A 24,225-nucleotide genomic window follows, 5' to 3' on the forward strand; every position below is an offset into this window, starting at 1 on the left:
ACAACGGAGGGGCTCCAGAGCAAGGCCAACACAAGAGCGGCTGATGCCTGCCTGCCTCACCGCGCTGCGGGGGCCTACCTGCCGTACGTGCCGACCAGCGTGCCCGAGGCAAGCACCTTCCCCTCGGTCGCGCGCCGGAACTCGGCGGAGGAGGAGCCGTCGGCCAGTCCGGTCGAAGCGGGCATGGCGTAAAGGCGGAAGAAGTAGCGGTGCGGAGCATCGCCGGGCGGCGGGTGCGGACCACCGTACCCCTGCGTGCCGAAGTCGTTGCGGCCGACGGGGAAAGCTTTCAGCTCGTCACCCGCTTCCAGACCGGAGGCGTCCGGCGGGATGCCGGCGACCAGCCAATGGGTGAAGGTGCCGCCCGGGGCGTCGGGGTCCTCGCACACGAGCACCAACTCGGCCGCCTCGTCCAGACGTCGGCCCACTCCAGCGCGGGTGAGACGTCGCCGGCTTCGTGGGAGTACTCGTGCGGGATCATCGCGTGATCATTGAATGCGCTGCTGCGCAGCGTTATTCCAGCCATGCCCACCCGCTGCCCCACGAGCAAAGTTCGACACCCCCCGCAAGCGGGGTGAGCGGACCACGCCCATGGGGCCTCAGCTGCGTGGTTCTTTGGTCCGTCGTTCGAAGCTGGTGTGCCCGTTCGGGCACTTGGGGATCTTGTCCCCTTTCTTCACATGCACCTTCTCGCTGCACTTCGCGCAGTGGAAGTCGCCGGTCTCCTGCGCCTTCTCTCCCGCATGTGCCGCCACGGCTTCTCCTTCTCTCTGCCTATGTCACCTCCACTCCCCGCTGCCCGTGCCGCCCCTCACGTAACGACTCCGCCGAGCTGCGTCAGGGCAGTTGCCGCAGACCGGCGGCGGAGAGCAGATAGGCCGGGGCCACGGTGGCGGCATCCGCGGTCAGTAGCTCGGCCACGGCGGCGCCGGCGCCCTCGGGGGTCAGCGGCTCTCCCAGCTCCCGGACGTACTCCTCTTCGGGCACGCCGGCACGCGCCGCGTACGCCTGCACGGCGGGCCGGCCCAGTGCGGTCAGCGGCGTGAGCCGGGGCAGCACGGCGGTGAAGGTGATGCCGAGGCCGGCACGCTCGGCCTCGTCCCGCGCGTATGCGGTCATCAGACGCTGAGTGGCCTTGGCTCCGGCGTACCCGCCGCTGAGCGGCGACCCGGCCAGCGCGGCACCACTGCTGACCACGACCACCCGACTGCCGGGGCTCAAGGGCCGGAGCAGGGCCTCGCGCAACCAGTGGAACGCGATCTGGACGTCGGCGTGCCAGTTGACCGAGAACGTCTCCCACGTCTGCTCGTGCAGCGGACGTATGAGCGGGCCGGCGCCGGCCACCAGGACGACGGCGGCCGGTTCATAGCGGTCGAGGAGACGCTTGGCCGTCGCGGCGTCGGCGGCGTCCGCGACCTCGGTTCGGATGTCCGAACGGGCGGGAAGGTGATCGGACCGGCTGAGCGCGATCACCGGGGAGCCGACGTCGGCGATCGCGCCGGCGATCCCGCGTCCCAGCCCTCGGCTCGCGCCGACAACAAGAGTGGTCTTACCCGACAAGTCGCTCACGATGCTTCGTCCTCCTTTTCCTGTGTGTTCGTGATCAGCGCGGAGACTCGAGCAACGCGGCGTTCTCGCGCTCGAGCGCCTTGACCGCGCCGACGGGCCAGCTCGGCGCCAGAGACGCCGACATGGGGTCAGGGAAGATCTCCTCCTCGCCGCCGGCCACGCCGTCGAAGATCGCCTGTGCCACCGACTCCGGAGCGGCCTTCGGTACGTCGAAGCCGCGGGACATCTCGGTGTCGACGGGTCCTGCCAGCACGGCGTGCACCCGGACACCCCGCGAAGCGAGCAATGCGCGCAGGGACTGGGTGAGCGAGAACGCCGCGGCCTTGGAGATCGAGTACGCGGGGGTCAGCGGCAGGGATGCGAGGGCCGCGACCGACAACACGTTGGCGACGGCGCCGCGCGAGCGGGTCAACTGCGGCAGGAACGCCTGGGTGACGGCGTACGGGCCGAAGAGGTTGACCGCCAAGTGCCGCTCCAGCACCGCCCGGTCACCGAGGTCGTCGTAGGCCGCCAGCCCGGCGTTGTTGACCAGGACGTCGAGCGCATCGACGCGTTCGGCGGCCGCCTGGATCTGCGCGCCGTCGGTCACGTCGAGCATCAGTGGGGTGACGCGTCCGTCGGGATGGGGCGAGGGCTGCCGCATCCCGGCGTAGACCCGCTCGGCGCCTCTGCGCAAGGCCTCATCGACCAGCGCGCGTCCGAGGCCTCGGTTGGCGCCGGTCACGAGGACGGTCCTGTTCGCGATGGTGTTCGACATGGTGGGGTTCTCCGTTCGGTTCTGACGGTGCGGGCTTGCACCACAGACAGACACTGCGGGCCGGCGGAAACTGGGCGGGCCCGTGGCGACCAGTTCAGGCGGCCGGCGGTGTCGGTACCGAGCGGAGAATGACGACGGAGGTGATCCATGTCGGCCGAACTGCTCCAGCGGGCACGGGAGGGTGACCGTGACGCGTTCACGGCGCTGATCGAGCCACATCGCGGCGAGCTGCAGGCGCACTGCTACCGCATGCTCGGGTCGTTGCAGGACGCCGAGGACGCGCTGCAGGACGCGTTGCTCTCGGCGTGGGCCGGCCTGGGCGGGTTCGAAGGGCGATCGTCCATCCGCACGTGGCTGTTTCGCATCGTCACCAACCGGTGCCTCAACGTGCTGCGGACGTCAGGGCGCCGACGGGTGGCGGCTGCGCAGCCCGCGATTCCACCGCCGGAGCTTTCCAGGAGGGGCGAGGTGCTGTGGCTGCAGCCGTATCCGGATGTCCTGCTCGACGGCCTGCCCGATCAGGCGCCGGGACCTGAGGCACGGTACGAGTCCCGCGAGGCGATCTCGCTGGCGTTCGTGACCGCCGTTCAACTGCTGCCGCCGAACCAGCGCGCGGTGTTGCTCCTGCGTGACGTGCTCGGCTACCGGGCGAGCGAGGCCGCCGAGCTGCTCGGGCTGACCGAGGACGCCGTCACCAGTGCGCTCAAGCGCGCCCGGGCGACGATGGACGCGGCCCGCACCCCCGAGCGGCCGTCACCGCCACCCGCCGGCGGGCCGGAGGAGCAGGCGCTGGTGGACCGCTTCGTCACGGCCTTCACCGAGCACGACGTGGATGCGCTCATCGCGTTGATGACCGATGACGTGTGGGTGCGGATGCCGCCCCTGCCCTTCGAGTACCGGGGCACCGAGGCGGTCCACCGGTTCTTCACCGCGATCGACGCGCACCGGCGAGGGATCGCCAGGATGGTGCCGGTCCGGGCGAACGGCCAGCCTGCGTGGGGCGAGTACGTCCGCGACCCAGTGACCGGTGCCCTGCGCGTCACGGGGGTCCTCGTGGCAGGCTTCGCCGGCGACCGGATCTGCGAGCTCACGCATTTCGAGACGACGATCGCAGCGCACCTCGGCCTGCCCCGGACACTCGACCAGGACTCCGGCCTTCGCGGCTTGAGTGCCGATCCCGGCGGACGCGCCGCACTGTGAAAACGTCATACGATCCGTCCCGGAAAGGCAGGTGATCGAGGGCACATGCGAGCGCCCGGCGCCCCGTTGTGGGGAGTGACCCCTGAGCAGGCCGCGACGCTGAGCGCGGTCGTGGACACGATCGTCCCCGCCGACGAGTACCCGAGCGGCACCGAGGCCGGTGTGCTCGATTATCTGGAGGGGCGGTTCGACCTGCGCGCGTACTATGCGGCGGGCCTCGACGCCGTAGAGGCCGAGGCGCGCGGGAGGTACGGCGCGCGTTTCCCCGTGCTCTCGTACGAGCGTCGCGAGGAGCTGCTGCGGGGCGTGGAATCCGGCGACACTCGCACGCCGTGGCCGTTCGACCCGGTGGTGTTCGTCAACACGGTGGTGGGGCACGTCATGGAGGGCTTCTACGGCGATCCGGACAACGGCGGCAACCGCGACGCCGTCTCCTGGCGGATGATCGGGTTCCAGGTGAGCGATTGATCGGGCGAGAGGGACGCGGCTGATGCGGGCGGACGCGGTCGTGATCGGATCGGGCGCGGGTGGCGGGGTCGCCGCCGCGATCCTCGCCGAGGCCGGCAAGCAGGTGGTCGTGCTGGAACGCGGCCGCGACCTCACGTACGAGCAGATCGGTCGCGACCATCTGCGCAATCACCGCTTCACCCGCTATCCCCACCGCTCCGGCCCGGACTACGAGGACGGCCCGCGGGTCTTCGTCGACGCGGCGGGCGGCGAGCATGTGGTGCGGCCGCACGAGCCGGGTTTCCACGGCAACGCCACGCTGGTCGGCGGCGGTACGCGGCTCTACGGGGCCCAGGCGTGGCGGTTCCTGCCCGCCGACTTCGCCATGGCGAGCACGTACGGCGTCCCCGAGGGGAGCAGTCTCGCCGACTGGCCCATCGGCTACGACGACCTCGCACCCTTCTACGAACGGGCCGAGTGGGAGATCGGAGTCTGCGGCGACCACCAGGCGAGCAGCCGTCACTGGAAGCGCGCCAGGCCGTACCCCATGCCCCCGCTTCCGGAGAGCCCGCAGGCCAGAGCCCTGCGCGGGGGCGCGGCCGCCCTCGGCTGGGAGGTGCTGCCGGTGCCCCTGCTGATCAACTCGGTGCCGTACGCCGGACGGGCCGCGTGCACCCGCTGCCAGCACTGTGTCGGCTTCGCCTGCCGGGTGGAGGCGAAGAACGGCTCGCACAACACGGTGCTACGCCGCGCGCTCGCCACCGGCCGCGCCCGGCTGCTGCCGGAGGCGGTGGCCGAACGAATCGAATGCGATCCCGCGGGCCGGGTCACCGGCGTCCGCTGGGTGGACCGGTCAGGGGCACGCCACGTCGTCGAGGCCGAGGTCGTCGTCTGCGCGGCCGGTGCGATCGAGACGGCGCGGCTGCTCCAGAACTCACGGACGCAGCGCGAGCCGTACGGGCTGGGCAACAACCACGATCAGGTGGGGCGGCACGTGCAAGGCCACGCCTACGCCTGGGCTCTGGGCGAGATGCCGGAGCCCGTGTACGACGGGCTCGGGCCCGGCGTCTCGCTGGCGACACTCGACGTCGCGCACCACAACGACGGCGTCATCGGCGGGGCGATGCTCGCCGACGAGTTCACCGTGCTGCCGATCGCCTTTTGGGCCGGCAATCTTCCTCCTGACCTGCCCCGCTGGGGCATGGAGAACAAGCGGTACATCCGGGAGAAGTACCGCCACGTCATGCGGGTGGGCGGTCCGGTCCAGGAAATCCCCAGCCCGCACGCGAGGACGCGACTCGACCCCCACGTACGCGACCGGTGGGGCATCCCTGTCGCCCGCCTGTCCGGCACGACACATCCGGAGACCGTGCGTACCGCGGCCTACATTGCCGGCCGGGCCCGCGCCTGGCTGCTCGCCTCGGGCGCGCGGCGGACGTGGACGCAGCCGGCTCCCCTGGCCCTGTACGCGGGTCAGCACCAGTCGGGAACGTGCCGGATGGGCGATGACGAGCGGACGTCGGTCGTGGACCGGTGGGGTCGTGTCCACGGCCACGACAACCTCTATGTCATGGACGCCTCCGTGCACGTCACCAACGGCGCCGTCAATCCCGTGCTGACGATCATGGCCCTGGCGTTTCGCGCGGCCGAGCATGTCTGCGCCGAGTGGTGACGCCGAGCACCTCAGATGCTCTGGCGGACGGGGCGCAGCAGACGGGCGATCAGCACCGGCATGGCCACCACGACGGCGAGGATGCCGGCGGCCGCGGCACCGGCGAGGGTCCACTCGAACGCGCTCGGGATGGCCTTGTCGTTGACCGCGCTCAGATCCTGGATGGCGATGCTGGTCCCCAGGACACACAGCAGGCCGGAGATGGCCGGCGATCCCGCCCAGGAGAATTCCCGCTTGCCGATCCCGAGGCGCCCTGGCGCAAGCCACCATCCGCCACATCGTGGTCGACGTAGTCCCGTGCCGAACCCAGGACCGCCATCAGAGGCACCGCCAGTCCGCTGCCGATGGCCGCGTGGTCGTCGTTATGCTAAGCGACGCTCAATCGCCAGCCCCGGGAGGAGCCGGTCATGGAAGCCGCTGCTACTGGAGATCTCGCCACCTGGTCCGGGGTCGTCGTCGCTCTCGTATTTTCTTTCGCAGCCTTCGCGGTTTCTCTGATCTCGCTCAGGTACCAGCGCAGCTGTGCCAAGGCGGCGAAACAAGCTGTCGTGGAAGCCAGACGGTCGGCGGCCGCCGCTGAAGAGTCGGCAGCGGCAGGTACGCGGTCCGCGGACGCGGCGGAACGCTCGGCATTCGCTGCCGAGCAGGTCGCCGAGATCGAGGGAATGCGGGATATGCAGCCGACGGTCGCATGGGAGATGACGCGCGAGTCGGAGAATGTCGCCTATCTCTGGAACGCTGGCGCTGAGACCGTGACCGGCGTGACGGTCGATACGACCGTGCCCCGGTGTGGAGCACGCCCCGGACGGTGTGGCGATGGAGCCGGGTGCTTCGGCCGAAGTAAGGCTCAGCTCGTCACTGGCGCACAGCACCCCACGGGAGATTCGGGTGACCTGGGATGGCGCTCCCTCGCCGGTCGTCGTCCCTGTTCCTCCGTGGTGATCGTTCGGCGGGCAGATCGTCGTCTCCGGCGCCTGATCAGGGTAAAGACCCCCGGCGTGCCCGCCCGTACTACCGGGTGAGTCGGCTCTGGTGACCCTTCTGGTATCTATCGATCAAGGCAAGACGTGGCAGGTCAGCGGCACCCTGAACCTGCCCACCGTGCGATACGACGCTGCCGCGCGCCTCTTCCTCATGACCGCGATGACCATGGCCGCGGAGGAACACGCCACCAGCGTGGTGTGGCAGGCGCAAGCGTGGGCCGCACGTGAGGGCGAACAGGTTCCTCCCCGCACGCCTCCCGTCGTGTCCCTCCGCAGCGACGGTCAACCCACCAACTCAAAAGCGTAAAACCTCACTCCGGACCACCGGGCGCCTTTCTGGTAAGACTCCTTACCTCACCGGTTCCCCATGGCGGCACGCTTGAGGCACGGTTGCCGAGGGCTGGAGAGTCATGTGGAGCGTCCGTGCCCCTTGCTTCGTCAGGACTTGCCCGCCCACTCCGGTTCCAGACCGACAACTTGCCGCTCACCTTGTCCTGATCTTCGTACTCGCGGGACGGCGAGCGCCGTCCGTATGCTGCTGCACGTGGCTGCAAACGCGCATGAGATCACCTTCACGTCCTTGGATGGGCTCAACCTTCGCGGCACCCTGGTCACGCCCGAAGTGTCACAGGGCACGTCGGCGACGGTGCTGGTGCATGGGGGCGGGGTCACCCGTGATGAGGGCGGCTTCTTCGCCCGCCTGGCGCTCGGCTTGGCCGACGCCGGCCTGCCGTCGCTTCGCTTCGACTTCCGCGCTCACGGCGAGAGCGAAGGGCGGCAGGAAGACCTGACGCTCGCCGGAGTCGTCAACGACATCCGAGCGGCAACGCAGTGTATTCGCGCCGAAATCGGGAGCCGACAGGCGAACATCATCGGCGCCAGTTTCGGCGGCGGCATCTCAGCCCTCTACGCCTCGCGCTACGCGGACGCTGTTCGGCGGCTGGTGTTGATCAACCCCCTGCTCAACTACAAGAGGCGCTTCGTGGACGACAAGCCGTACTGGCACGACGACCAGATAGACGAAGACGCCGGGCGAGAGCTGTCCACGCAAGGGTTCGTCGCGCACTCGCCATCGTTCAAGCTGGGGCGAGCGCTGCTGAATGAAGTGTTCTACCTTCAGCCGCACACGGAGCTGGGCAACGTCATGGCACCCACGCTGATCGTGCACGGCACCGGCGATACGTTCATCCCGGTGCAGTCCTCACGAGACGCCGTGCACAAGTTCGGAGGTAGTGCCCGTCTCATCGAAATCGAAGGCGCCCAGCACGGCATCGCAGTCCACGATGATCCTCAATACGCCGACCCGCAGACCCAGGAACGGCAGGCCCGAACCATCGGTACCGTGAGCGACTGGCTAAGCAAGGACAGCGTGGCGTAGCTCGCGCACGCTCTCCCGCTGCCGCCAGCGCCGCAACTTCCCCACCAGCCTCAAGATCTCCCGATGGGTCCGGGCCGAGTTCGTCTCGCGTGCCAACGCCAACGCCTCAAGGCCGTTCATCGCCGCGCTGTCCGGCCGTTCCATCGCGACGAACGCTTCGCTCTTGAGCGACAGGAAGTAGCCGTAATCCCTCCGGGAGAAGGATTCCGGCGACAGCCACCGCTCGTAGAGCTCCATCGCCCGCTCGACTTGACCGGTCGACCGCCCCCACCCCCCGTACCCGCCCTTCGACGAGCGCGTTGGAGAGGTCAGCGGCCTCGCCTGCGACGCTGACCACGCCGACGACCCGCTCCCTCTCGTGGCCGAGGCGCTCAACAAGGCAGCGCTGATCGTGAGCGACTGCGGAATGCCCGACCTGGCGCACGAATGGTGCTGGCGCCAGATAGCCCCCTACCGCCACGCCGGCCGCCTGACCGTCCGCCAGGCCAGACACATGCTCGAACCGGTCGTCAACCTCGCCCGCCTTCTCATCCGCGCCGACGACGCGGCCGCCGCCTGGAGCCTGCTCAACACCCTCCACCACGCCGTCAAGTCCAACACCGACGCGGTCATCGAGGGCAAGCATCTGCCGACCAGCGACTTGACCGGCAGCTCCGAGGATTACCGCGAGCTCCGCCGCTGGCTGTGGGGCGTCTACCTGTCCGAGGGCACCCGCGCCCTGGTGCGCCTGGGCCGATGGAAGGACGCAGTCGCCCACGCCGAGCAGAACAAGGGCATCGGCCGGCACCTGCTCGACGGACGACAGGTCAAGATCGTGGCCTCCTGCCTTGCGGGTGAAGCGGACGCCGCCCTCGCGGTACTGCAGGACAGCACGCTCACCGAGCCGTGGGAGGAGCAGGTCGCGGCGTGCCTGGCAGTGATGTGCCGCCTCGCCGCCGGCCAATCCGCAATACGCGAGGTCAGCCTGATGATCGAACAGTACCTCGCAGGCATGCGAGCGCCCGGTCATGCCGTCTTCCGCGCCCGCCTCGGTCTGGCCGTCATCGATCTCACCTCCTGCGCCGACCCGATGAGGCTCGGCCCGGCGTACGCCTGCCTCATCAAAGAAGCCCTCGCATCAGCCGACGGCTACGTAGCCCGGGAGGTACTTGGCCACGACGGGTGCAGAGCGATGCTCATCGGAACGGAGCAGCAGAGGCTCACCTCTGCAGTGCAGTCTTCCGGGCTCGGGCTCGGCACGATCCCAGACCGACTGATGGCCGACCTCTTCGCCGCGGTGAACCTGTGCGAGACGGCGATGGAACGGCGCCTCGCCGTGCCTCCTCGCGCGCCGCACGCCCGGCAATCAGGTTCGCCGGGCCTCAGTGTCGTCAATGGGCACGCCCAGAAGTAGAAGCCACCCCTGGCCGTGGTTGCGAACCCGCAAACCCCGACCACGGCAGCCGCCCCGGTTGCCCCCGCGAGCGGCGCGGCCGTGGGATGGCGTTGCTGGAGCGTCGTCCCACGGCCGCAGAGCGTTCCACCTGGATGCAGTCCCCGCAAAGGACAGCTCGATGAATCCTCTCCCCGCTCCTGACGGCGGCTACAACCGGCGCGCCCTCCGCTGCCCCAGCGGTCGTACGTCGCACTTCTCCGAACCAGAAGATCATTGTCGCTCTCCGTAATCAGAGGCGGCACGTCAAACGATCTTCTTCCGAGACTGCACGCTCACTCTGACGGAACAGCGACGGAACAGGACGCTAATGGATCTCCAAAAACATGCTTCGAAGATCGGACATTTTCAGCGAACCTGCAGGCCAGTGACCGCACGGCCGATGATCAACCGCTGGATCTCTGATGTTCCCTCGAAAATGGTGAAGATCTTGGCGTCTCGGTGGAAACGCTCCACCGGATGGTCTCTCGTATACCCGGCGCCACCCAGGATCTGGATCGCCTGCTCCGTCACCCACACCGCCGTCTCCCCCGCCACCAGCTTCGACATCGACCCCTCCGCCTGCTCGAACTGCCGGCCCTGGCGGGCCATCCAGGCCGCGCGCCAGGTCAGGAAGCGGGCGACGTCCACGCGGGTGGCCATGTCGGCGAGGAGGAAGGCGATCGCCTGGTTCTCGCCGATCTTGCGGCCGAACTGTTCACGCTCGCGGGCGTAGTCCCTGGCGTACTCGAAGGCCGCCCGGGCGATGCCCACGGCCATGGCGGCGACCGACGGACGGGTGGTCTCGAACGTCCGCATGGCCGACTGCTCGCCGGCCCGTTCGCCGTTGCGTACGCGGGCCAGCCGGGCGTCGAGCCGGTCCTTGCCGCCGAGCAGGCAGGAGCCGGGGATGCGGACGTCGTCCAGGATCACCTCGGCCGTGTGGGAGGCGCGGATGCCGTGCTTGCGGAACTTCTGGCCCATGGACAGGCCCGGCGTGCCCGGAGGGATGACGAAGGAGGCCTGGCCACGGGTGCCGAGGGACGGCTCGACGGAGGCGACGACCACGTGGACGTCGGCGATGCCGCCGTTCGTGGCCCAGGTCTTGACTCCGTTCAGCACCCAGTCGCCCCGGTCGTGGACGGCGCGGGTGCGGATCGAGCCGATGTCGGAGCCGGCGTCGGGCTCGGAGGCGCAGAAGGCGCCCAGCTTGACGTCGTTCTCGGAGCCGAACATCTGCGGGAGCCACTCCCCCATCTGCTCGGGGGTGCCGTTCGAGGACAGGGCGGCGGCGGCCAGGCCGGTGCCGACGATGGACAGGCCGATGCCCGCGTCGCCCCAGAAGATCTCCTCGAACGCCACGGGCAGCCCGAGCCCGCTCTCCTCGAACCACTGGGTGGCGAAGAAGTCCAAGGAGTACAGGCCGATCTTGGCGGCTTCCTGGATGACCGGCCAGGGGGTCTCCTCGCGCTCGTCCCATTCGGCGCCGGCGGGGCGGATCACGTCGCGGGCGAACGCGTGCACCCAGTCGCGCACCTCGATCACGTCGTCACTGAGCTCCGGGCAGAACCCGCTCATGCGCTGCACTCCTCACCTCGGCCGCACCGTTACCGCTGGTAACACCTTACCGATCGGTACTCTCGGCTGGAATGCCCCCTGCCTGCTGAACCATTCAGGCAGGCAGGGTGATCATGGGTGGGCGTTCCGAGATCCGGACGTCGCGGTTCAGGACGTCGTGACCGCAACAGCCGCGCCGGAACTGGGCCAGGCGTAGCGACGGTTCGTGAAATGCCTGGATTTTGCCTTGGCGTTGCAGGCGGGACCAGGCGGCCAGCATGATCTGGGACGCCATGCCGCCGAGCGCCTCGGTCGACTGCGGGGCGTGCTCCCGTGACCCCAGGTCCACCTGCGCGAAGGCGTCCAGCCCGGCCAGGTCGAGCAGGTCGATCAGCAGGCCCAGTTCGACGCCGTAGCCAGTGAGGAACGGGACGCGCTCGAGCGCTGAGCGGCGGCCGGCGTACTCGCCGGCCAGCGGCTGCACGAAGCCGGCCAGCATCGGCCAGTGCAGGTTGATGAGCGGGCGCGCGACCAGTTCGGTGACGCGGCCGCCGCCGTTCGGCGCGCCGTTCAACGGGCGGTCGTAGCAGCCCTTGACGTAGCCGACGGTGGGGTCGGCGAGCAGCGGCCCGAGCACCCCGCAGATCAGCGAGGCGCGGAACCCCTTGATGTCGGCGTCGGCGAACACCAGCACGTCACCGCCGGTGACCGCCAGCGACTTCCACAGGGCCTCGCCCTTGCCGTCCAGCGGCTCGAGCTCCGGCAGGATCTCGTCCTGGGCGTGCACCCGGGCTCCGGCACGCGCGGCCACCCGAGCGGTGTCGTCGCAGGAGCGCGAGTCGATGACCACGATCTCGTCTACGAGCCCGTCCAGCTCGCGCCGGACGACGCGGACGATGTCGCCGATGGTCTCTCGTTCGTCGCGGGCTGGGAGCACCACGCTGACGGTGGTGTCCCCTTTGGCGGCCACCAGGTCCCGGACCGGCCAGTCCCCGGCAGACGAAGTACGGCGCCGCAACCATCCGGATACTTCTGGAAGCATGCGACACCTCCCCCCGAATCCCCCAACTCCTCCCCATTCCCGTCAGGGGGCAAGTTATGTGCTGCCCGCGTGGCGCTCCAGGAAGGTATACACGTCCGCCTCGTCAACGCCGGGGAACGACCCGGGCGGCAGCGCGGCCAGGACGTGGGAGTTGGCGCGGGCCGACGGCCAGGCGTACCCCTCCCAGCGTTCGGACAGCTCGGTGGGCGGGCGGCGGCAGCAGTCGCCGCCCGGGCAGTTGGACTTGGTGCGGTTGGTGGTCTCGCGGCCGCGGAACCACCGCGACTCCTTGAACGGCACCCCCAGCGTGATGGCGAAGTCCCGCTCGCGGGACGGATCCACGTGCGCCACGCAGAAGTAGGTCCCGGTGGGCGAGTCGGAGTATTGGTAGTAGACGGAGAACCGGTCCGGAGAGGCGAACACCTGCCGCCCCGACCACTGCAGGCACATCCGCTGGCCCTCGATGGCGCCCTGCTCGTCGGCGGGGAACTCGATGCCGTCGTTCTCGTAGGCCTTGTAGATGGTGCCGCCGGCGTCATTGCGCACAAAGTGGCAGACGAGACCCAGGTGGTGTGTGGCGAGGTTGGTGAAGCGGTGCGCGGCCATCTCGTACGACACCGCGAACACGTCCCGGAGGTCCTCCACCGACAGCGCCCGGTCGCTCTTGGCCTCCTGCAGGTAGAGCGTGGCGGCCCGCTCGGGGACGAGGACGGCGGCGGCGAAGTAGTTGGCCTCGGTGCGCTGGCGCAGGAAGTCGGCGAAGTCGCGGGGCTTGTCGTGGCCGAGCGCCAGGTGGCCGAGCGTCTGGAGCAGGATCGTGCGCGGGGTGTGCATGCCGAGCTGCTCGTGCTTGACGTAGATGCGGCGGTGGCGCAGGTCGGTGATGGAGCGTACGGAGCGGGGAAGGTCCTGCGCGGTGTGCACGGTGTAGCCGAAATGCGTCACCAGACTCTGGATCGTGCTCTGGGACAACGCGCCGGTGCGGTAGCCGACCGCGTCGAGCGCCTTGGCGGCGGCCTCCTCGATCTCGGGGAAGTAGTTGCCCACCTCGCGCTGGCGCCGCCGCAGCTCGGCGTTGGCCGCCCGGGCCTCCTCGGGGGTGGCGGTGCCGCGGGCCTGCCGGGCGCGCAGCTCGCCGTAGAGCCCGAGGATGTGCTCCAGCACGTCGTTGGGCACGCGGGCGGAGACCTTCAGCCGCGGCAGCCCGAGCCCGGCGTAGACGGGGTCGCGCTGCGCCTCCTCCAGGGCGATCTCCAGCTGGGCGCGGCGGTTGGGCGGCTGGCGGCGCAGCAGCTCCTCGATGGGCACGCCGAGCGCGGAGGCCAGAGCCTTGAGCAGCGACAGCTTGGGCTCGCGCTTGCCGTTTTCCAGCAGCGACAGCTGGCTCGGCGCCCTGCTCACGCGTGAGCCCAGGTCGGACAGGGTCATGCCGCGCTGTTTGCGCAGGTGGCGCAGGCGCTGGCCAAACGCGATGAGATCCAGCTCTTGCGTCAAAGACAGCGGTTCTTCACCCAGCAAGGACGCCATGGCCCGATCTTAGACAGAAATTCGGTCCATCTTCTACCCCCAGCGCCACATCGTCCGCCACAGCGCGATTGGTCTAGGCCAACGGTAAAACTCGCGATTTCTTCTCCTTCAAATACCCGTCAGTAATGGACAGGTTCAGAATTTTCGCGAATCTTCTCAGCCGCTCTGCCTATTGGACGAGCCCTCCCGGGCATGAGACTCGGCGTAAGCACCCAGGGGACGACAAAGGAGTGAACGATGAACGATCGCCTCAAGGGAGCTGCTGAGCAGCTGCGGGACGAGTGGGACAACGACCCTCGGTGGGAGGGCGTCGAGCGCACCTACAGCGCCGAAGACGTGATCAGGTTGCGCGGCAGCGTCCAGGAGGAGCACACGCTGGCCCGGCTTGGCGCCGAGCGGCTGTGGGACCTCCTGCACACCGAGGACTACGTCCACGCCCTCGGCGCGCTGACCGGCAACCAGGCCGTGCAGCAGGTGAAGGCCGGCCTGAAGGCGATCTACCTGTCCGGCTGGCAGGTCGCGGCGGACGCGAACCTGGGCGGGCAGACCTACCCGGACCAGAGCCTGTACCCGGCCAACTCCGTGCCGGCCGTCGTGCGCCGCATCAACAACGCGCTGCTGCGCGCCGACCAGATCACCTGGTCGGAAGGCATTGAGGCGCCGCACTGGCTGGCGCCGATCGTGGCCGACGCCGAAGCCGGGTTCGGCGGCGTGCTCAACGCGTTCGAGCTCATGAAGGGCATGATCGCGGCCGGTGCCGCGGGCGTGCACTGGGAGGACCAGCTCGCCTCCGAGAAGAAGTGCGGCCATCTGGGCGGCAAGGTGCTCATCCCGACCGGCCAGCACATCAAGACCCTGAACGCCGCCCGCCTCGCCGCCGACGTCTGCGGCGTCCCTTCACTGATCGTCGCGCGGACCGACGCCCAGGCCGCGACGCTCCTGACCAGTGACGTGGACCCGCGCGACCAGCAGTTCACCACCGGCGAGCGCACCGCGGAGGGCTTCTACCGGGTCAGGAACGGCATCCAGGCGTGCGTCGCGCGCGGCCTGGCCTACGCGCCGTACTCCGACCTGCTCTGGATGGAGACCGGCACGCCCGACCTGGACGTGGCGCGCGAGTTCGCCGAGGCGATCAAGGCCGAGTACCCGGACCAGATGCTCGCCTACAACTGCTCGCCCTCGTTCAACTGGAAGAAGCACCTGGACGACTCGACGATCGCCAAGTTCCAGCGGGAGCTCGGGCACATGGGGTACACGTTCCAGTTCATCACCCTCGCCGGGTTCCACTCCCTGAACCACGGCATGTTCGACCTCGCCCAGGGGTACGCGAACGACGGCATGACGGCGTACGTCGAGCTGCAGGAGGCCGAGTTCGCCGCCGAGTCGCGCGGCTACACCGCGACGCGGCACCAGCGCGAGGTCGGCACCGGCTACTTCGACCTGGTCAGCACGGCCGTGGCGCCCGACTCCTCGACCACCGCCCTCAAGGGCTCGACGGAAGAGGAGCAGTTCACCCACTGATCCCCTGATCTCGCCGGCCACCTCCAGGGCATGGGATGGTTCCCCGGCGACGGCCGCGTCAGTCTTCCCCCAGCGACTGGCGCGGCCCCCTTACGCGACGCGGCGGAGTCAGCCGGCGATCGCGGCGGCTTCCTCGGCCTCGACCTGGCGGTTCCAGTCGCGCTTGGCGGCGCGCCACCCCTCGTCGTCCACCCCGGCCCGCCAGTAGCCGGAGATCGACAGGCGATCCATCGAGATCCCCCGCTCCAGGCGCAGGTGGCGGCGGAGCTTCTTGACGAAACCGGCCTCGCCGTGCACGAACGCGTGCACGTTCCCGTCCGGGAACTCCAGCTCGCACACGGTCCGCACCAGAACCTCACCCACCGGCCGGTCACCCCGGTACAGCCACGTGATCCTGGCGTCCGCGGCCGTGTCCAGCTTCAGCTCGTCCTCCGGCCCGTCCACCTCCACCAGGACGTGCGCGAGCACCCCGTCGGGCAGCACCTCGAGCGAGGCCGCGATGGCCGGCAGCGCGCTCTCGTCACCCACCAGCAGATGCCAATCCGCCGCCGGATCGGGCGCGTAGCCGCCGCCGGGCCCCAGCAGGAGCACGACGTCACCCGGCGCGGCACGATCCGCCCACGGCCCGGCCACGCCCTCGTCGCCGTGGACCACGAAGTCAAGGGTCAGCTCGCGGGCGTCCGGGTCCCAGGCGCGCACGGTGTAGGTGCGCAGCCGCGGCCAGAGCTCGCGCGGCATGGTCTCACGGCAGGCCTTCACGCTGAACGGCTGGGGATATTCGACATCCTCGTAGGGGAAGACGACCTTCACGTAGTGGTCGGTCAGGCCCGAGGTGGCGAAGTCGGCCAGCCCGTCGCCGCCGACCACGATGCGGACCATGTGCGGGGAGAGCCGCTCGGTTCGTAGGACGACACCCCGATGATGGTCCGTGGGCTTTTCAGCCATAGAGAAACATCCCCCTGACAGAGTTAGGCATGCCTAACCTTATACTCCGTCTCGCCGATCCTGCCAGTGGGGGCCGGATCTCCGTCGCGGTCAGGCGGCCGCCGTGTCGCCCGCCGACGCGGCGGGGCCCGCCCCCACCGCGGACAAGAACAGTGCCATGTGCTGGAATGCCAGCCGCGCCTCAGGCAACACGTCCGCCAAAATAGGGAACGCATGCGGCATGCGCCGCCATTCCTCATACCTGACGAGCACCCCGCCGCTCCGTGCCCGCTCGGCCACCCGCCGTGCCTCGTCGCGGAGCACCTCGGTGGAGCCGGTCACGATCATGAGCGGCGGCAGTCCGGTGAAGTCGCCGTGCACCGGCGAGACCAGCGGGTCGTGCGGATCCAGCCCGGAGGTCCACCGGCGCGCCAGCCACCCCACCCGGCTGGCCGGCAGCAGCGGGTCCTCCCAGCGGTTCGCGCGGCGCGGGATGTCGGTCAGGTCCGCCCACGGCGACAGGCAGATCGCGGCCGCGGGCAGCGGCAGCCCCCGGTCACGCAGCGCCAGCAGCGTCACCAGCGTCAGATGGCCGCCGGCGGAGTCGCCCGCGAGGACGATGTCCTTGGGGGCGTAGCCGTGCCGCAGCAGGCAGTCGTAGGCGTCCAGCGCGTCGGCCAGCGAGTCCGCCAGCTTGTGGACCGGGCCCTGGCGATAGTCGAGCGCCAGCACCGGCCGCCTGGACACCACCGACAGCCGCCAGGTGATGGATCGGTGCGTGCGCGGCGAGCAGGAGAAATAGCCGCCCCCGTGGAAGTACAACAAGGCCTTGCCCTCATCCAGGCCCTCGCCGCCGCGTACCCACTCCCCGCCGCAATCCGGGAAGGCGGCGGACGTGATGGACACGTGCGCCGGGTGCGGCACCTGCACCAGCCGTGCGAGCCTGCCGATGCGGGCCGCCCCCACCAGCGCGAGCGGATGGCGCATCAAGAGACTGGACGCCGGCTTCAACGTTCCGCGCATCAGACTGATCAGCGCGCGGGCCTGCCAGCTCAAGGGGTATTGAGGAGACACATCCCCGTCGATCCGCATAATGACCCTCCGAAGAGTGTCATTCCCCAAAGAGCCGAATCCTACCAGCCAGTAAGTGTCTCATCGCTTACACGGACATTTCGGCAATGTGTCACGCTGGCGGGCCTCGTTTATCCCGTTGCGAACCGCTGACGCTCCGACGGATAATTCCATGCTTTCCGTCGGCAGACCCGTGCGCGGGTCCGGACACGGCGCGTAGCCATGTCCTTACAGATCCGGAGGTGTCAACCATACTCCTCTATGCCCGGCTCGTCCGGTACGGCTTCCGCAAGCACGCCACCTACGTCTGGGCAGCACTCGCCGGCGCGTTCACCAACAGCGTGTTCGGCGTCCTGCGCGCCTACATCCTCATCGCACTCTGGCAAGCCCGCCCCGGGCTGGCCGGCTACGACATCACCGACGCCGTCACCTTCTGCTTCGTCACCCAGGCGTTCATCGGGCCGATGCAGCTGTTCGGCGGCGGCCTCGGCCTCCCCGAGCGCATCCGCAGCGGCGACATCGCGCTCGACCTGGTCCGCCCGGCCTCGCTGCAGCTGTGGTCGCTGGCCGAGGACCTCGGCAGGGCCGCCTACCTGTTCCTCGTCCGCGGCATCCCGCCGATGCTGCTCGGCGCGGCGTTGTTCGGCATCGTCGTGCCCGCCGATCCCGGCCGGTGGGCGGCGTTCCTGTGCGGCTTCGCGATCGCGGTCGTGGTCAGCTTCGGCTGGCGCTACCTGGTCGCGCTGTCGGTCTGCTGGCTGGTCGACGACCGCGGCGTGGCGGTGCTGTCGCTGGTCCTGACGACCTTCTTCTCCGGGCTGATGCTGCCGTTGCGCATCTTCCCCGGCTGGCTCGGCGACCTCGCCGCGTCGTTGCCGTGGGCGGCCATGGTCCAGCTGCCCACCGACCTCTACCTCGGCAAGGCGCCCGTCCTGGAGACGCTGGCCTTCCAGGCGTTCTGGGCGGTGGTGCTGCTCGGGCTCGGCGCGCTCGGCACCCGGGTGATCCGCCACAAGGTGGTGATCCAGGGTGGTTAGGACGTATTTCCTGCTGGCCTGGACGTGGACCCGCGCCGCGGCCGCGTACCCGGCGTCGTTCTGGCTGATGGTCGCGCTCGGCGGCGTCATCGCCGCCCTCGACGTCGCCGTCATCCTGGTCATCTTCGCCAATACCACCTCGCTCGCCGGGTTCTCCCGCGAGGAGGTCCTCTTCCTGTACGGCACCTCCAGCGTGGCCTTCACCGTCTGCGACATGTTCGTCAGCAACCTCGACCGGGTCAGCCAGCACATCAAGGCGGGCACGCTGGACACCTTCCTCATCCGGCCGGTCAGCGCGTGGCTGCAACTGGCCACCGACCACTTCAACGGCACCAGGGTCGGGCGGGTGATGCAGGCGGGCGCGGTGCTCGGCTACGCGCTGGCCGTGCTGGACGTCGACTGGCGGCGTGCCTGGCTGATCCCGGTCATGCTGATCACAGGGATGGTCATCTTCACGGCGCTGTGGACGCTGGGCGGGGCGCTGCAGTTCGTGCTGACCGACGCCCCGGAGGTGGTCAGCTCCTTCACCTACGGCAGCCAGCAGCTCAGTCAATACCCGTTCAGCATCTACGGTCGCGACCTGGTCAGGGGCGTGACGTACGCGGTCCCGCTGGCCTTCATCAACTGGCAGCCGGGCCTGTACGTGCTGGGCCGCGACGACCCGTTCGGCACGCCGGAGTTCATGCGGTTCATGGGGCCGGCCGCCGCGCTGGTTCTCGCCCTGCTGGCGGCGCTGGCCTGGCGGCAGGGCATCAGGCACTACCGATCCACGGGGAGTTGAGAATGATCGAGCTCGAGCGGGCGGGACGCTCGTTCAAAGTGAAAAGGACCGTCGTCCACGCCGTACGCGACCTGTCGTTCACCGTGTCGGCCGGGGAGTTCGTCGGCTACCTCGGGCCCAACGGGGCGGGCAAGTCCACCACGATCAAGATGTTGTGCGGCATCCTCACGCCCACCTCAGGACGGGTGCGCGTGGCCGGGCTGGACCCGTCCCGCCGGCGCACCACGCTCGCGCGGCGGATCGGCGTGGTGTTCGGGCAGCGCACGACGCTGTGGTGGGACCTGCCGCTCGCCGACAGCTTCGAGCTGATCCGGCTGCTCTACAAGGTCGAGCGCGCGGCGTTCAGGTCGAGGCTCAACGAGCTGACCGAGACCCTCGACCTCGGCGCGTTCCTGCGCACACCGGTCCGGCAGCTCAGCCTCGGCCAGCGGATGCGCGGCGACCTGGCGGCCGCGCTGCTGCACGCGCCGGACGTGCTGGTGCTCGACGAGCCGACGATCGGGCTCGACGTGGTCAGCAAGGCCGGCATCCGGGAGTTCCTGCGCAAGCTCAACGCCGAGGAGGGCACGACCGTGTTGCTGACCACGCACGACCTCGGCGACATCGAACGCCTGTGCCGCCGGGTGATGCTGATCGACCACGGTCGGCTGGCGTTCGACGGGACGCTGGAGGAGCTGATGGCCACCGCCCCCGACCAGTCCACGATCGAGGACGTCGTCACCCGCCTCTACACCGGCACCACTGCTCAGTAGTAGGTGCTCTCGGACGCGGGCTCGTACTCCTCGTCCAGGTCGTCGCGCTGGCGCGACCAGCGCGACGGCATCAGCACCGGAATGAACAGCGCCACGCCGAGCAGGGCGAACACGCCCGTCGTCAGCATGGTCTTGGCGCCGAACCCCGCGTCCCTGATGATCTGGTTCACCGACGGCTCGGACGGGATGAGGGACAGCGCCCTGTTCACGTCGAGCGCGTAGATGACCGTCCACGCCAGTAGGACCATGGACGGCACGAAGGCCGCCAGCGGGGAGACCCTGCCCGCCACCACGAGCCCGAGGACGAGGCCGACCGCGGCCATCGCGCCGAGCGCGATCCACATCTGCTGGCTGTCCGGTGGAGCCGCCGCCGCACTGCCGACGGCCTGCTGTACAGCCCAGCCGCCACCTGCCACTACAGCTGCCGTTACTACAAGCCCGATAAGCAAACCCGCCAAGTGCCGCAACGTTCTCACCTCTGTATCAACGTAATCGGCACGACCCTAGCGACAAATGCCGCAAACCGACCAGGCATTGAGCACTTGAGGTCTCAAGACACCCTGCCCCGTGAGACCATGTGGCACACCCATGCGCGCGCAACTTCCCCTCCGTCTCGCGCGGACGGCCGCCTTCTCCGCCGTCTGCGTGATCCTCGCCACGCTCGCACACGTCGTGGGTGGCGGCTCGGGTCCCGAGCCATGGGCCGCCGGGCTGGGGCTCGCGGCGGTGGCAGGGCTGGGGCTGGCCCTGTGCGGCAGGGAACGTTCTCCCGTGACCGTCAACGGTGTGCTGGCGGTGGCGCAGCTCGGGCTGCACGAACTGTTCGCCGGCGACGACACCGCCTACGTCTCCGTGCACGTCCACGGAGGCGGCCTGGCGGTCAACGCCGGGATGTTGCTCGCCCACCTGACGGCCACGCTGATCACCGGCGCGTGGCTGGCGCGTGGCGAGGCCGCGCTCTGGTCGCTGCTGCGCCGCCTCGGCCGCCGTCTCGTCCTATTGCGCCCGGTGGCGGTGCCCGCCGTGCGTGCGTACGTGCCGGTCGTCTTCACCCGGGTCGTCCCGCCCCAGCCGGGGTTCCGGCACTGTCTGGCCAGGCGTGGTCCTCCACTTCCCGCCTGACCCTCTGACACCTCTTTCCTCTCAATCAGCCAAGTGGAGTATCGCCATGTCCTTCGTACGCCGTGCCGCGACCGTGCTCGCCGCCGCCACTGCTCTCACCGCCGGCCTCGCGCTGCCCGCGCTGGCCCACGTCACCGTCCAGCCGGGCACCGCCGAGCAGGGGTCCTTCACCAAGGTCGCGTTCCGGGTGCCGAACGAGCGTGACACCGCCTCGACCACCAAGATCGAAGTCAGCTTCCCCGCCGACCACCCGCTGGCCTTCGTGTCGGTCAAGCCTCTGCCCGGATGGGAGGTGAAGGTGACGGAGGGCAAGCTGCCCACGCCGGTCAAGACCGAGTACGGCGACCTGGAGGAGGCCGTCACCACGGTCGTCTGGTCGGGCGGGAAGATCAACCCGGGTGAGTTCCAGGAGTTCGAGGTGTCCATGGGGCAGTTGCCCAAGGACACGGATCAGCTGCTGTTCCCGACGAAGCAGACGTACTCGAACGGGGAGGTCGTGGACTGGGCCGAGGCGCCGAAGGCGGACGGCACGGAGGACGAGCACCCGGCTCCGCTGCTCAAGCTCGTCCCCGCCGCCGCCTCCCCGTCCGCTTCCCCCAGCGCCGCCGCGGCGGCCGCCTCCCCGGCTGCGACCTCGGTGGTCTTGAATCCGGCCGGGTCTGACGGCACCGCGCGCCTGCTGGGCGGCGCCGGTCTGGCGGTGGGCGTCGTCGGCGTCGTCCTCGCCGCCCTCGGCCTCCGCCGCCGCTCAGCCTGACACGCGCGCCGCGCGCGGCCCCGCGCGGGCGGCCCGGCGCCGCACAGCCCGCCGCGCGCTGCGGTCGGCTACCGCACCGGGACCTGGGAGGCCGTTGTGCCGCCGCCGGCGGCCTCCCAGCCGGACACCACCGTCGGCGAGGCATCCATGGCGCGGGTCAGGGGGACGGTCACGGTCGTCGTGCCTTTGGCGGACACTGTGACGACCCGGCTGCCTGCCGTTCCCCGAGCATCGCGGACGAACAGGTGGGCCTTGCCGGCAGCGGCCGTGCGCAACGTCACCTTCACTCCGTCCGGCACGCCCGTGGCCGCGGTCGCGTGGCCGCTCGCGGACGCCTGCGCCGCGGGCCCGCCGCCCACGGGGACGTGCGCGCGGACCGCCTGCTCCAGCGACTGCGGCGAGTCCAGGCTGGACAGGGCGGTGTCGGGGATCACCGGATCGGGCGCCGGCCGGTCCGCGGGCGGCCGGTACCCCGGCAGGGTCGCCACGCCCCACCGGTACGGGTCGCCTTGTACGCCGCCCCACGTCGACCAGCCGATCCGGGTCTGGCCGGTCTTGTTCTGCGTGTCGGAGTCGTACACCAGGATGTTCAGGCCCAGGTGCTCGGGGTCGACGGAGCCGGGCAGGGCCTCCATCGGGATGGACATTTCCACCGTGTACGCGCCGGAGACGACCGAAGAGGCGATCCGCACGCCCGTGGCGGGACCCTGGCGGTTGTCGGCGTCCCGCAGCGCGCACGGCGGCCCTTCGGCGGTCACTGGCAGGATGGCCGCCTTGAAGGTCGTGGAGGTGTTCTCGGATGTGCCGCGCGGGTCGAGGGTGACCTCCACCGCGTCGGTACGCCAGTGCCGCTTGCAGTCGGCGGCGGCCAGCCGCGTGCCCAGCACGTCGTCCTTCACCTGCACCACGACGTACAACGTGTCGTCGCGCCAGGCCAGCTTGGCCGTGCCGGAGCAGTCGTCCGCCGACGAGCACGCGGTGCCCTCCCAGCGGCGGGAGAGGTCGAGCGCGGGCCCGGTGTACTCGCCGTCGCCCTCTGCGCCGTCCACGGTGGGCCCCGTAGACGCCGCCTGCGGGATCGTGGTGGCCGGGACGAGTTCGAGCGCGGGTCGTCCGGTGACCGCGCCGTCCACGGTGACGGTGTAGGCGTAGTCGCCGCCCTCGTTGGAGGTCTTCAGCGAGGTGTCGGTGTTGGTGACGGTGAACGGCACCGTCACCGACGCCCCCGGGCCCAGGTCGCGGTAGGCGGCCTCGGCGCGGTCGGCGGCGAAGCCGGCGGGCAGGTCCACGCGTACGGTGCCGGACCGGGCGGCGTCGCCCACGTTCGTCACCACGACGCCGATCTGCCGGGAGCCACCGGACGGGAGGGTGAGCACGGGCGTGACCAGCCCGCGCAGCTGCGGCACACCGACCTCGCTCACCCACGTCTCGTACTGGTCGACCTGGGGAAGCAGTTGCTGCTGCCCACGCACGGCGGGGCCCGCCTCGACCTGCCGGTCGGTGTAGCCCCGTCCCCTTTCGGTGGTCAGCACGGCTCCGATCCTGGTCCTGCCGGCCGCGCTCTGGGTCGGCGTCACGGTGAAGCGCGCCGAACCGGTGCGTCCGGCGGCGATCCGGCCGAGGTCGCCGGAGCCCGTGACCGTCCAGCCCTCGGGCACCCGGAGCGCCGCGGACGAGCGGCCCAGCGGCTCGCGAGCGGCGCTCGCGGCGACCTCGACGGTGAAGGGGGTGCCGGGGCGGACGTCGAACGTGCTGGTCCGCAGGCCGAGCTGGGTCCCGAGCGGGACGGTCCCGCTCGGCCTGGTCAGCGCCCCGTCGAGGATGGCCGTCGGCGCGGCCGCCGCCGGGGTGCCCGGCTCGGGGAAGGGCACCCGCGCGTCCACTTGGGTGAAGAAGTCGCAGCCCAGCTGGGCGGGGTCGGACGGCACGTCGGGGAAGACGGCCCAGCCCTGGGAGGCGTAGGTGCGCTGGGCGTCACGCTCGATCGCGGCCCACGTCCGGCCGCGCTGCGAGGGGCGTCCGCTCCACACGCCGTACACGTTCTGCGCCGGGTTGGCGGGCCGGAACGACGCGGCGCACGAGGGCCCGGTCTGCGAGGTGCCGCGCCCGCCGCCGGTGAGCAGCCGCGCGGGCGCGAAGGGACGCAGCCCTTCGCGGGTGATCTGCTCGGGGAACGCCTTCGGGTCGGCCGCCGCGTAGAACGCCTCGATGGCCAGCCGGGCGGCCTCCTGGTGGTTGCCGTGGTTGCCCGGTGTCGGGGCGGGGTCCATGGTCAGCAGGATCTCCGGGCGGGTCTGCCGGATGGTCCGCACGACCTTCTCGAGGGTGTCGCCGCCCCAGACCTGGTCAGTCAGCGGGGCGCTGACCGTGTAGTAGAAGTCGACGTCGTCGAGGTTGAACACCTCGCCGATGCCGGCCTTGGCAACCGCCGTCCGCTCCTCGGCCTCGCGCAGCAGCCCGAGCGCCGGGCCCTCCTCGGGGCCGACGGCGTTGCCGCCGCCCTCGCCGCGGGTGACGGTGACGACGCCGGCGCGCACGTCGTGGTCCTCGTTCCATTGGCCGAGCGTGGACAGGGTGAACGCCTCGTCGTCGGGGTGCGCGCCGACGAACAACGCGTCCAGGTCCACGGGCGCCTCGGCGGCCTCGGCGTCGGCCGGTAGAGCGGGCAACAGCGCGGAAACGGTGACCAACGCCATCAGCAGTCGTCGCATGGAACC

The 24,225-nt window shown here is 70.1% G+C and carries 24 protein-coding genes; 12 read left to right on the plus strand and 12 right to left on the minus strand.

Annotated features, from left to right (window positions below):
* Positions 1-74: 74 nt before the first annotated feature.
* The 4 genes from Q9G87_RS19705 to Q9G87_RS19720 form a co-directional block, all read right to left on the minus strand.
* Positions 75-428: a YbhB/YbcL family Raf kinase inhibitor-like protein gene (locus Q9G87_RS19705; protein ID WP_305917855.1), complete on the minus strand. Its 354-nt coding sequence runs from the start codon at positions 426-428 to the stop codon at positions 75-77.
* A 171-nt stretch (positions 429-599) separates the two neighbouring features.
* Entirely contained in the window at positions 600-755 is a 156-nt protein-coding gene (locus Q9G87_RS19710; protein WP_305917856.1) for a zinc ribbon-containing protein, read from the minus strand.
* 82 nt (positions 756-837) lie between these two features.
* Entirely contained in the window at positions 838-1,569 is a 732-nt protein-coding gene (locus Q9G87_RS19715; RefSeq protein ID WP_305917857.1) for an SDR family oxidoreductase, read from the minus strand.
* Between the two features lie 34 nt (positions 1,570-1,603).
* Complete coding sequence (locus Q9G87_RS19720) at positions 1,604-2,326, minus strand: SDR family NAD(P)-dependent oxidoreductase (RefSeq protein ID WP_305917858.1); 723 nt, start codon at positions 2,324-2,326, stop codon at positions 1,604-1,606.
* Positions 2,327-2,473: 147 nt separating this feature from the next.
* On the opposite strand from Q9G87_RS19720, the gene Q9G87_RS19725 reads away from it, so the two are divergent.
* The 5 genes from Q9G87_RS19725 to Q9G87_RS19745 all read left to right on the plus strand — a co-directional run bounded on the left by Q9G87_RS19725 (position 2,474) and on the right by Q9G87_RS19745 (position 8,006).
* Positions 2,474-3,526 carry a sigma-70 family RNA polymerase sigma factor gene (locus Q9G87_RS19725; protein ID WP_305917859.1) on the plus strand — a complete coding sequence of 351 codons (1,053 nt, stop codon included), beginning with the start codon at positions 2,474-2,476 and terminating at the stop codon, positions 3,524-3,526.
* 45 nt (positions 3,527-3,571) lie between these two features.
* Positions 3,572-3,994, plus strand: coding sequence for a gluconate 2-dehydrogenase subunit 3 family protein (locus Q9G87_RS19730; RefSeq protein ID WP_305917860.1), 423 nt, complete (start codon positions 3,572-3,574; stop codon positions 3,992-3,994).
* Between the two features lie 22 nt (positions 3,995-4,016).
* Positions 4,017-5,645 (plus strand): GMC oxidoreductase, encoded by a 1,629-nt coding sequence (locus Q9G87_RS19735; RefSeq protein WP_305917861.1) that lies wholly within the window; start codon positions 4,017-4,019, stop codon positions 5,643-5,645.
* Between the two features lie 1,032 nt (positions 5,646-6,677).
* Positions 6,678-6,935 (plus strand): hypothetical protein, encoded by a 258-nt coding sequence (locus tag Q9G87_RS19740; RefSeq protein WP_305917862.1) that lies wholly within the window; start codon positions 6,678-6,680, stop codon positions 6,933-6,935.
* Between the two features lie 225 nt (positions 6,936-7,160).
* The gene (locus Q9G87_RS19745) at positions 7,161-8,006 is read left to right on the plus strand and encodes an alpha/beta hydrolase (RefSeq protein ID WP_305917863.1); all 846 of its coding nucleotides are present in this window, start codon (positions 7,161-7,163) and stop codon (positions 8,004-8,006) included.
* On the opposite strand, the gene Q9G87_RS19750 is transcribed toward Q9G87_RS19745, so the two are convergent.
* On the minus strand, positions 7,983-8,243 hold the full coding sequence (locus Q9G87_RS19750; protein WP_305917864.1) for a hypothetical protein: 261 nt from the start codon (positions 8,241-8,243) through the stop codon (positions 7,983-7,985). The genes Q9G87_RS19745 and Q9G87_RS19750 overlap by 24 nt on opposite strands.
* 121 nt (positions 8,244-8,364) lie before the next feature.
* Here Q9G87_RS19750 and Q9G87_RS19755 point away from each other — a divergent pair, with 121 nt between their 5' ends.
* Positions 8,365-9,399 (plus strand): hypothetical protein, encoded by a 1,035-nt coding sequence (locus Q9G87_RS19755; protein ID WP_305917865.1) that lies wholly within the window; start codon positions 8,365-8,367, stop codon positions 9,397-9,399.
* Between the two features lie 387 nt (positions 9,400-9,786).
* On the opposite strand, the gene Q9G87_RS19760 is transcribed toward Q9G87_RS19755, so the two are convergent.
* The 3 genes from Q9G87_RS19760 to Q9G87_RS19770 all read right to left on the minus strand — a co-directional run bounded on the left by Q9G87_RS19760 (position 9,787) and on the right by Q9G87_RS19770 (position 13,543).
* Positions 9,787-10,995, minus strand: coding sequence for an acyl-CoA dehydrogenase family protein (locus Q9G87_RS19760; protein ID WP_305917866.1), 1,209 nt, complete (start codon positions 10,993-10,995; stop codon positions 9,787-9,789).
* A gap of 94 nt (positions 10,996-11,089) precedes the next feature.
* The gene (locus Q9G87_RS19765) at positions 11,090-12,016 is read right to left on the minus strand and encodes a glucosyl-3-phosphoglycerate synthase (protein ID WP_305917867.1); all 927 of its coding nucleotides are present in this window, start codon (positions 12,014-12,016) and stop codon (positions 11,090-11,092) included.
* Positions 12,017-12,070: 54 nt separating this feature from the next.
* Positions 12,071-13,543, minus strand: coding sequence for a helix-turn-helix transcriptional regulator (locus tag Q9G87_RS19770; RefSeq protein ID WP_305917868.1), 1,473 nt, complete (start codon positions 13,541-13,543; stop codon positions 12,071-12,073).
* A gap of 237 nt (positions 13,544-13,780) precedes the next feature.
* Between Q9G87_RS19770 and aceA the strand changes: the two genes are divergently transcribed.
* Positions 13,781-15,064, plus strand: a complete 1,284-nt coding sequence (gene aceA, locus Q9G87_RS19775; RefSeq protein WP_305917869.1) for an isocitrate lyase — start codon at positions 13,781-13,783, stop codon at positions 15,062-15,064.
* A 108-nt stretch (positions 15,065-15,172) separates the two neighbouring features.
* On the opposite strand, the gene Q9G87_RS19780 is transcribed toward aceA, so the two are convergent.
* Together Q9G87_RS19780 and Q9G87_RS19785 are read right to left on the minus strand one after the other, a co-directional pair.
* Positions 15,173-16,009: a siderophore-interacting protein gene (locus tag Q9G87_RS19780; protein WP_305917870.1), complete on the minus strand. Its 837-nt coding sequence runs from the start codon at positions 16,007-16,009 to the stop codon at positions 15,173-15,175.
* A 90-nt stretch (positions 16,010-16,099) separates the two neighbouring features.
* Positions 16,100-16,975, minus strand: a complete 876-nt coding sequence (locus Q9G87_RS19785) for an alpha/beta hydrolase (protein ID WP_305917871.1) — start codon at positions 16,973-16,975, stop codon at positions 16,100-16,102.
* Positions 16,976-17,301: 326 nt separating this feature from the next.
* On the opposite strand from Q9G87_RS19785, the gene Q9G87_RS19790 reads away from it, so the two are divergent.
* Genes Q9G87_RS19790 through Q9G87_RS19800 form a run of 3 tightly spaced genes read left to right on the plus strand, consistent with a single transcriptional unit; the run spans position 17,302 to position 19,629 of the window.
* Positions 17,302-18,096: an ABC transporter permease gene (locus tag Q9G87_RS19790; protein WP_305917872.1), complete on the plus strand. Its 795-nt coding sequence runs from the start codon at positions 17,302-17,304 to the stop codon at positions 18,094-18,096.
* Positions 18,089-18,877: an ABC transporter permease gene (locus tag Q9G87_RS19795; RefSeq protein ID WP_305917873.1), complete on the plus strand. Its 789-nt coding sequence runs from the start codon at positions 18,089-18,091 to the stop codon at positions 18,875-18,877. Before Q9G87_RS19790 ends, Q9G87_RS19795 begins: the two co-directional genes overlap by 8 nt.
* Positions 18,878-18,879: 2 nt before the next feature.
* Positions 18,880-19,629, plus strand: coding sequence for an ABC transporter ATP-binding protein (locus Q9G87_RS19800; RefSeq protein ID WP_305917874.1), 750 nt, complete (start codon positions 18,880-18,882; stop codon positions 19,627-19,629).
* On the opposite strand, the gene Q9G87_RS19805 is transcribed toward Q9G87_RS19800, so the two are convergent.
* Positions 19,623-20,045 (minus strand): hypothetical protein, encoded by a 423-nt coding sequence (locus Q9G87_RS19805; RefSeq protein ID WP_305917875.1) that lies wholly within the window; start codon positions 20,043-20,045, stop codon positions 19,623-19,625. The genes Q9G87_RS19800 and Q9G87_RS19805 overlap by 7 nt on opposite strands.
* A gap of 172 nt (positions 20,046-20,217) precedes the next feature.
* On the opposite strand from Q9G87_RS19805, the gene Q9G87_RS19810 reads away from it, so the two are divergent.
* Both Q9G87_RS19810 and Q9G87_RS19815 read left to right on the plus strand, forming a co-directional pair.
* On the plus strand, positions 20,218-20,751 hold the full coding sequence (locus Q9G87_RS19810; RefSeq protein ID WP_305917876.1) for an MFS transporter: 534 nt from the start codon (positions 20,218-20,220) through the stop codon (positions 20,749-20,751).
* Between the two features lie 46 nt (positions 20,752-20,797).
* A complete protein-coding gene (locus Q9G87_RS19815) occupies positions 20,798-21,508 on the plus strand; it encodes a YcnI family copper-binding membrane protein (RefSeq protein ID WP_305917877.1) in 711 nt (236 codons plus the stop codon).
* A gap of 68 nt (positions 21,509-21,576) precedes the next feature.
* Here Q9G87_RS19815 and Q9G87_RS19820 read toward each other — a convergent pair whose 3' ends face one another.
* The gene (locus Q9G87_RS19820) at positions 21,577-24,219 is read right to left on the minus strand and encodes a sugar-binding protein (protein ID WP_305917878.1); all 2,643 of its coding nucleotides are present in this window, start codon (positions 24,217-24,219) and stop codon (positions 21,577-21,579) included.
* Positions 24,220-24,225: the final 6 nt, after the last annotated feature.

Source organism: Nonomuraea turcica (assembly GCF_030718205.1).
In the GTDB taxonomy this organism is placed as follows: domain Bacteria; phylum Actinomycetota; class Actinomycetes; order Streptosporangiales; family Streptosporangiaceae; genus Nonomuraea.

Coding starts and splice junctions, on each gene's coding strand:
- Q9G87_RS19730 (WP_305917860.1), top strand. CDS start 3,572: ATGCGAGCGCCCGGCGCCCCGTTGTGGGGAGTGACCCCTGAGCAGGCC.
- Q9G87_RS19745 (WP_305917863.1), top strand. CDS start 7,161: ATGCTGCTGCACGTGGCTGCAAACGCGCATGAGATCACCTTCACGTCC.
- Q9G87_RS19760 (WP_305917866.1), bottom strand. CDS start 10,995: ATGAGCGGGTTCTGCCCGGAGCTCAGTGACGACGTGATCGAGGTGCGC.
- Q9G87_RS19780 (WP_305917870.1), bottom strand. CDS start 16,009: ATGGCTGAAAAGCCCACGGACCATCATCGGGGTGTCGTCCTACGAACC.
- Q9G87_RS19820 (WP_305917878.1), bottom strand. CDS start 24,219: ATGCGACGACTGCTGATGGCGTTGGTCACCGTTTCCGCGCTGTTGCCC.
- Q9G87_RS19750 (WP_305917864.1), bottom strand. CDS start 8,243: ATGGAGCTCTACGAGCGGTGGCTGTCGCCGGAATCCTTCTCCCGGAGG.
- Q9G87_RS19770 (WP_305917868.1), bottom strand. CDS start 13,543: ATGGCGTCCTTGCTGGGTGAAGAACCGCTGTCTTTGACGCAAGAGCTG.
- Q9G87_RS19785 (WP_305917871.1), bottom strand. CDS start 16,975: ATGCGCCATCCGCTCGCGCTGGTGGGGGCGGCCCGCATCGGCAGGCTC.
- Q9G87_RS19765 (WP_305917867.1), bottom strand. CDS start 12,016: ATGCTTCCAGAAGTATCCGGATGGTTGCGGCGCCGTACTTCGTCTGCC.
- Q9G87_RS19800 (WP_305917874.1), top strand. CDS start 18,880: ATGATCGAGCTCGAGCGGGCGGGACGCTCGTTCAAAGTGAAAAGGACC.
- Q9G87_RS19815 (WP_305917877.1), top strand. CDS start 20,798: ATGTCCTTCGTACGCCGTGCCGCGACCGTGCTCGCCGCCGCCACTGCT.
- Q9G87_RS19810 (WP_305917876.1), top strand. CDS start 20,218: ATGCGCGCGCAACTTCCCCTCCGTCTCGCGCGGACGGCCGCCTTCTCC.
- Q9G87_RS19725 (WP_305917859.1), top strand. CDS start 2,474: ATGTCGGCCGAACTGCTCCAGCGGGCACGGGAGGGTGACCGTGACGCG.
- Q9G87_RS19720 (WP_305917858.1), bottom strand. CDS start 2,326: ATGTCGAACACCATCGCGAACAGGACCGTCCTCGTGACCGGCGCCAAC.
- Q9G87_RS19735 (WP_305917861.1), top strand. CDS start 4,017: ATGCGGGCGGACGCGGTCGTGATCGGATCGGGCGCGGGTGGCGGGGTC.
- aceA (WP_305917869.1), top strand. CDS start 13,781: ATGAACGATCGCCTCAAGGGAGCTGCTGAGCAGCTGCGGGACGAGTGG.